This window comes from Frankia sp. R82 (assembly GCF_023716925.1).
GTDB lineage: Bacteria > Actinomycetota > Actinomycetes > Frankiales > Frankiaceae > Frankia.
The window spans coordinates 1-6400 of sequence record NZ_JAMQQG010000248.1 but is presented as its reverse complement, the minus strand read 5'-3'; the positions used below and the strand labels follow the sequence as shown (position 1 = coordinate 6400).

At 72.8% G+C, this 6400-nt stretch carries 6 protein-coding genes; 4 read left to right on the top strand and 2 right to left on the bottom strand.

What is annotated here, in order from left to right; genetic code table 11:
- Together ND747_RS19580 and ND747_RS19575 are read right to left on the bottom strand one after the other, a co-directional pair.
- Positions 1 to 771: SAM-dependent methyltransferase (locus tag ND747_RS19580; protein WP_251735254.1), on the bottom strand; the 771-nt coding region annotated here is incomplete at its 3' end.
- Positions 768 to 1475, bottom strand: a complete 708-nt coding sequence (locus ND747_RS19575) for a hypothetical protein (RefSeq protein WP_251735252.1) — start codon at positions 1473 to 1475, stop codon at positions 768 to 770. The genes ND747_RS19575 and ND747_RS19580, both read right to left, overlap by 4 nt.
- A 503-nt stretch (positions 1476 to 1978) precedes the next feature.
- On the opposite strand from ND747_RS19575, the gene ND747_RS19565 reads away from it, so the two are divergent.
- The 4 genes from ND747_RS19565 to ND747_RS19550 all read left to right on the top strand — a co-directional run.
- Positions 1979 to 2866 carry a hypothetical protein gene (locus ND747_RS19565; RefSeq protein ID WP_285900815.1) on the top strand — a complete coding sequence of 296 codons (888 nt, stop codon included), beginning with the start codon at positions 1979 to 1981 and terminating at the stop codon, positions 2864 to 2866.
- Positions 2863 to 3261 (top strand): pilin, encoded by a 399-nt coding sequence (locus ND747_RS19560; RefSeq protein ID WP_251735250.1) that lies wholly within the window; start codon positions 2863 to 2865, stop codon positions 3259 to 3261. Before ND747_RS19565 ends, ND747_RS19560 begins: the two co-directional genes overlap by 4 nt.
- Before the next feature lie 335 nt (positions 3262 to 3596).
- Entirely contained in the window at positions 3597 to 5546 is a 1950-nt protein-coding gene (locus tag ND747_RS19555; protein ID WP_251735248.1) for a hypothetical protein, read from the top strand.
- Positions 5543 to 6400 (top strand): PrgI family protein (locus ND747_RS19550; RefSeq protein WP_251735246.1); only part of this gene is annotated, 858 nt, incomplete at its 3' end. The genes ND747_RS19555 and ND747_RS19550, both read left to right, overlap by 4 nt.

The following is a 6400-nucleotide window of genomic DNA, read 5'->3' as shown; positions in this document are numbered from 1 at the left end:
GGCGGGCGCCGGACTGGGCGGCGGTAGATCCGGTGGGCGCGCCGGCCGCCCGCGCCTGCTGCGGCGGAACAGGAGCACGTCGTGGTGGGCGGGCCAGGGCCGGCCGTGCACCGGCGCGGCGTCGAGGGCGCGAGGGTGCGCCATGGCGGTGAGTGCGACCGCGCGCTGCACGGGCTGCCAGCCCGCCTGACGTCCGGCGGCGACGATCCGGCTGGCGAGGTCGAGTCCACCGGCAACGTGGTAGGCGGCCACGACCACGAGGCGGCCCGCCGGCCCGGCCAGGTCCTGGTATCCGGTGAGGCGGTCTGCCAGCCGGTCACTGCGAGGACCGCAGGGTCCGGTCGGGTCCGATCCGGGTCCGATCCCGGTCAGCAGCAGGTCGACCGGCCCGGGTCCGGCCCAGGACCCCCTGTCGGGCCGGCAGTCCAGAATCGTCCCGTCACCGGGTGCGCCTTGGGTTTTGGCCATGGTCAGGGCGGCGCGGACGGTCTGCCAGGTGTGGGTGTCGGAGGTGATACCCAGGGCGTGCCGTTGGGCCCGGACTGCCTCGACGACGACCGTCGGGTCGGTGCAGTCCGGGTCGCAGACGGTCTCACCCGGCTGGCTGTAGAGGGCGATGGCATAGGCGACGACCGCCGAGGGGACCGCCAGGTCAGCCTCGCTGCCACCGGCCCGTTCCCCGGAGGCATCGTCCTTGGCGGCGACTGGGCCGGTGGGCCAGACCGTCGCCCACCGCGCGTCGCAGCGCCACGTCTCGTCTTCGAGGGTCATCGGGTCGCGTCCCATATCGGCGGCGCCAGCGGGGCGAACACCAACAGGGCGGAGTGCACCCTGCGGGCCACGGCCTGCTGTGGCAGGGGTGTGGGGGCTCCGCCGAGCTCGTCGAGGGGGACCTCCAGCAGGACCAGCCGGTCGAGCAGCGCCAGCCCGTGGCGGCCGGCGGCGGCGCTCAGCGCGCCGGTGGGGTCGAGCAGCCAGCCGCCGATGCTGTCGCTGCGGGTGATCACCGCCAGTACGCCCTCGGGAGCAACCAGCCGGTCCCACGAGATCCCGTGCACCCAGCCGGTCCGCGTCGGGTCGACGACGGTGACGACCAGCGGGTGGCGGTCGTTGTGCGGACCCTCGCCTGGCGTACGGGGTCCGGGTCCGGACCCAGACGGCTGTGCGGGCCCGGTGGCGGACGCGGGGCGGACGTGGACGGCGCGGCCGAGTCGGTCGGCGGCCCTGCCGGCGTCGGCGAGCCGGTCCGCAGGCGCCTTCCGGCAGACCGCGGCGGGCCCGTCCGCATGCGGTGGAAGCAGGATCAGGACCGGGTCGCCGGGCCGGGTGTAGCAGGCGACGAGCTGGTCGAGGGCGGCGGCAAGCCAACCGGCCGACGGCCGGCCGGGGCTGTCCGGCGGGCACGGCCAGACGGTCGTGGGCCGGCCCGCGGAGACGCCAACGCCCCCGTCGCGGCCAGGATCGGATACGGGCATCGAGAAAGGTTCCTTTCACGGCGGACGAATTTTTCGTGGCTGTAAAAGGAGACCGTCTGCTGGGCATGCTTCGGACACTCACCCAGCGACTCTCTTCAAGATTTTTCTCGCTGGGCATGGCCTAGCCTGACCGGACTATTGATCGCTGGCAGCTCACTGGGCAGTACCCGGAGGAGACGCTCAAAAATTTTTCAAGATTTTTCTCGCTGGGCATCAGGATCGGCTGCCCGCCATGCCAGCAGAGTGCCCAGCGATCTTCGAGGGATGTCACAGCGTTGCAGCTCAGAGCCCTGCTGGGCAGGCTCGGGCGGGCGCTGGCATCGACTCGCGTTCGAGGCCGGCAGCAAGCCCATTCAAGATCGCTGGGATTGTTCTGGGCGCCAGCGATCTTTGCTGTGCATGTACTGGGAGATCTTTCTGGGTTTTTGCTGGGCATGACGTGGCGTCCTTAGAGCTGTCCACATTTCCGTGACAGCGAAAGGGCGGCTGTAATGCCCGACGGAATGTCTTCGTTTCCTCCGCGATCGGCCGGCCGGGGCGCGCCCGCGTTGCCACTGGCGACGTTGCGGGACTGCTTTGGCCTGCTGGTGGCGGGGCCTGCGCCGTTGGCGCTGGACGGGTCGACGGTGGCGGGTCTGCCGGCGCGACCGGTCGCGTTGGACGAGCTACGCGACCTGCTGCTGGCCGCCTCCTGCCTGCCAGCCCTCCGCGACGCCGCCTGGGCGGTGGTGATCCGCCGCTCTCGCCGCTACGGCGGCGCGTGGACGGTGGGCGCCGCCGGGATGGCCCTGCCCGCCCTGTACGCGGTCTGCGCGCGCCTCGGCGCCCACAGCGACCTCGACGCCGCCGACGTGCAGGCCGAGGTGCTCACCGGGTTCCTCGAAGCGGTGGCCACGGTCCGCCTGGACCTGCCGCGGATCGCGGTGCGGCTGCGGTGGGCCGCCTACCGGGCCGGGCTGGCGTTGACCGTCCAGCAGCGGGAAGCCCCCCGTCCCGACCCGGACCTGTTCCAGACCGTCGCCGCGGCCGAGGCAGCACGGTCCGGTCCGGGCCTGACGGGACCCGAGGAGGTCCTGGCTGGCGCGGTCGTCGCCGGCGTCCTGAGCGACACCGAAGCCGATCTGATTGCCGCGACCCGTCTGGATGACCTCACGGTCAGCGCGTGGGCCGCCCGCCACGCGACAGCACCCCGCCGCGCCGCCCGACTACGCAACCGGGCCGAACAGCGCCTCGCTGATCACCTCACCGGCTCGACCGGTAGCAGCCGGGCCGCACGCGCGACGGCCAGTGAGCGCCCGCCCCGGCCACATCCACCGGTCGGTGTCGTCGGTTCCCTCCCCCCGGCCAGCGCGCCAGCGCTTGCGGTCGCGGTGGCGGGGGTGCCGGCATGAGCCCGACCCGGCCGCACCCCGTGGCTCCTCCCGGCCGATCCCGGGCGGGCGGTCGGCAGGCGCTGGTACGCCGGGCAGTACTGCTCACCGTCGTCGTGCTGGCGTTCGTCCTCGCGGGCAGCGTCGCGGCCTTCGCGGCGACGACGCCGCCGGCGCCGGTGGCGCCGGACCTGAACACGGTCCTGAACAACGTCCGCAACTGGATCATGGGAATTCTGGCGCTGTTGGCGACGGTGTTCCTCTCGATCGGCGGCGTGCGCTACCTGATCTCCAACGGCGAGCCGAGCGAGGTCGGCAAGGCCAAGGACTCCTTCCGTAATGCGGCCTGGGGCTATGGGCTGGCCGCGCTTGCCCCGGTCGTCGTCGGAATCCTCAAGCAGATCGTCGGGGGCTGATCGTGGCCGCCGCCGTCCATACGTGCCGTGCCCTTGTCCTGAGTGCGCGGACCGTCCTTCAGACAGCCCGCGCAGCTGGTCGGGGACATGGCCGCGGGCGTTGGGGCCTGTGGCTGGTCGGGGCGGCGGCGCTCACGCTCCTGCTGGTCGTGGCGTTTCCCGCGCTGGCCCGCGCTGACGCTGTCGCACCCGCACCCTCCGCAGGTGCGTCCGCCGGCAGCCGGCCCACCCCGAATCCGCAACCCGGACCGTCCCCCCAGGCGCCCGCCGGTTCGTCCGGGGCGTCGTCCGCATCGCCGAGTGCACCGCCGGGCAGCCTGCCCTGGGCAGGAGATGTGCCGCCCACGGGCACCGACGACAGCACTGCGGGCGCGGACGAGGTCAGTCCCGGCACGTGCACGGACGACGCGGCCGACTGCCCGGCGCAGCCGTCGGCTCCGGCGCCTCCCTCGGCGCATACCACCCCCACTGCGCCCTCCACGGGCGGGAGCGGTGGCGGCATTACCGGTTGGATCGCCAATGCGATCAACGGCGCCATTACCGCGTTTTTCCGCACGCTGGTGACGGCCGCGCTCAACCCGCTGCTCGATCTCCTGGGCCGTACGTTGTTGACCACACCGGAACCGTCCCAGCTTCCCGCGATCGGGGAACTGTGGTCGACATCGTGGGCGATCAGTATCACCGCCTACGGCACGCTGGTCATGTTCGGTGGGATCGCGGTCATGTCGCTGGGCACGGTCCAGTCCCGCATCTCCATCAAGGAGCTCGCCCCACGGATCCCGATCGGTTTCCTCGCCTCTGGTCTGTCGCAGTTCCTGGCCGGCAAAGCCATCCAGATCGCGAACGCGGTGCCCGGCGGCATCCTCGGCCAGGGGCTGAACCCTGACACCGCCGCCGGGCAGCTGAAAAATGTTGTCCTCGGGGCGATCGCACCCACACCCGGCGGCTACGGCAAGAGCATCTTCGTTATTTTCCTCGGCCTGTTCCTCGCCGGTTCCGTCGTGGTGCTGCTGTGCACCTACATCGCGCGTATCACGATCGAGGTCGCGCTCATCGGTGCGGCACCGCTGGCGCTGGCCGGGCACGGCCATCCGCTCACCGAGAAGGTGGCGTTCTGGTGGTGGCGGGCGTTCTTTGGCTGCCTGGGCATTCAGATCGCCCAGTCTTTTATCTTGATCGCCAGCTTCAAGGTGTTCTTCACCCCGGGCGGCTTCACCGTCTTCGGCCCGAGCCCCGACGGCGTCGTGAACCTGCTGGCCGCCATCACCCTGATCTACTTCCTGTTCAAGATTCCGTTCTGGATGATGCCCAGGATCGGCCAGGGCGGCAGCGGCATTCTTGGCCGGGTCGTGCGCGCCTACATCACCGGCCGCGCCCTCGGCCTGCTGGGCGGCGGACGGCTCGGCCGCGGCAGAACGCCTATCCGCGCCCGCCGCAGCGCGGCACCCACAACCCCGCGACGGCCGGCGCAACCCCCGATCCCATCCCGGCGGCAGCCTCCGCGCGGCCGGACCACCCCCCAGTTCCTCCAACCCCTACCGGCGGTGTCTATGCATCATCGCGCCAACGGCAAGGCCACCGGCCCGGTGCCGCCCGCGGTCTTCCGCGCTCCTGCGACACCCGGCGCCGACCCTGACCAGAACACCCCTCCCCGGCCCCGCCCGACCGGGCCACCCGGCATGCCGGTGTTCCGCTCTCCGGATAGCACCGGCACACCGCCCGCAGCATCCACCCCGACGGCATCGGCGACGGCGTTTCGAGCACCGTCCGGCGCTCCCACCCGGGTCCGATTCCAACCCCCAGGCCCCGAGCCGACACCGTCGGGGTCCTCGACGCCGATCCGGCCGCGAGGTCCGGTCGCACCAGTCAGGTTCCGCCCGCCGGACCCGGCCCGGCCGGTGGGGAGCCCGCCGCGCGTCGCGGCTCCCGGACGGCGTGCCCGTACGGGCACCGCCATGCCGGTGCTGTTCAGCTCCCCGGCACCGGGCCGGGTCAGCCCGCCGATGCCCCCACCCCCACCCCTACCCCGCACCCCAGCCCCGCAGCAACCACGCCGACCGCGCACGACAACACCGCGTCCCACCACCCCCCCAGCACACCCGCCCCACCCGCAAACACCGCGCGCACAGACGCCCCACCCACAGGCGCCCCGGCCCCAAACGCCCCGCTCACAGGCGCCGCGCCCGCAAGCGCCGCGCCCGCAAGCGCCGCGCCGGCCGGCGCCGCGTGGGGTTCCGATGCCGCGTTTCACCGCTCCGCCACCGCCTGGAGGTCCGCGACCATGACCCACCCCGTGTATATCCCCGCCGACGTCGATCGCGAGGACCGGATCGTCGCGAACCTCACCGCCCGTCAGGTCCTGATCCTCGCGCTCACCGCCGCCGTGCTCTACCTCGCCTGGGCCGCCACCCGGACGCTGCTGCCGCTGCCCGTGTTCGGCTTGGGGGCGGTCCCGATCGCCGCCGGCGCCGCCACCCTGGTCCTCGGTCAGCGCGACGGCTTGTCGTTGGACCGGCTGCTGATGGCGGCGGTCCGCCAGCGCACCCGCCCGCGGCACCTGATCAACGCACCGGAAGGTGTGGCGGCGCCGCCGGCGTGGCTTGCCGCCCGTGCCACCAGCACAGCCGGCGGCGGCCGGCGTGGGCGGGAGCAGCAGGCAGCGCCGCTGCGGCTGCCTGCCCGTACGATCACCGGCCAGGCCGGGATCGGCGTGATCGACCTCGGCGGTGACGGTCTGGCGGTGGTCGCGGTCGCCTCCACGATCAATTTTGCGTTGCGGACGCCGGGTGAGCAGGACGGGCTCGTCGCCGTGTTCGCTCGCTACCTGCACAGTTTGACCGCGCCGGTGCAGATCCTTGTGCGGGCGATGCCCGCGGACCTGTCCGCCCAGATCCAGCAGCTCGACGACGCCGCCGACCAGCTCCCTCATCCGGCGTTGGCACACGCGGCCCGTGAACACGCCACCTACCTGGGCCAGCTGGCGGTCGAGATGCAGTTGCTGACCCGCCAGGTGCTGCTGGTCCTGCGCGAACCGCTCGTCACCGCCGCTCCCGTCGACGGGCTCGGCGGCGCGTCCCCCCTGGCCGCGCTGTCCGGCCGGCGAGCGGCGGCCCGCGATACCCGCCGCGCGGGCGACGCC